1 protein-coding gene is annotated in these 398 nt (G+C 31.4%); it reads right to left on the bottom strand.

Annotated features, from left to right (window positions below; genetic code table 11):
• On the bottom strand, positions 1-247 hold a 247-nt coding region (locus tag N7548_RS08835; RefSeq protein WP_263609109.1), incomplete at its 3' end, for a helix-turn-helix domain-containing protein.
• Positions 248-398 lie beyond the last annotated feature (151 nt).

Genomic DNA, 398 nt, shown 5'->3' with positions numbered 1-398 from the left:
GTTTAAAAGCTTTTTCTTGATTGAGTTGTGTATTGGCTAAAGATAAAGAGTCTATGTCTTTTAGAAATGGATAAGCATCTTTATATTGTGCAGGTGTGGGATGAAGGATGTTTTTAGTGAGTTCATAATGTTTCTGTTTATCTTCTAACATCTTATTCCAGAGAAAGCGATTATGTCCTAGAGTCATATGGATTAAAGTCTTTTGAGATTCATTTGGATAGATTCGAAACTTAAAGGCTTTGTTCATCCAGTTCACCCTTTCATAGTGTTTATGTATAGAGATTTTTCAACTATATTATAACATTATTTATGGGCATTTGTATACATAAATCAAAAGAAAAAATCAATTCATCCCGCTACCTAAAGAGGGTGTGGACTTCTTGATTGTGTTGTTAAAA

This window comes from Paracholeplasma manati, assembly GCF_025742995.1.
Taxonomy (GTDB): Bacteria; Bacillota_I; Bacilli_A; order Acholeplasmatales; family UBA5453; genus Paracholeplasma; species Paracholeplasma manati.
The sequence above is the reverse complement of the archived record's forward strand: the minus strand, read 5'-3'. Positions and strand labels throughout refer to the sequence as shown.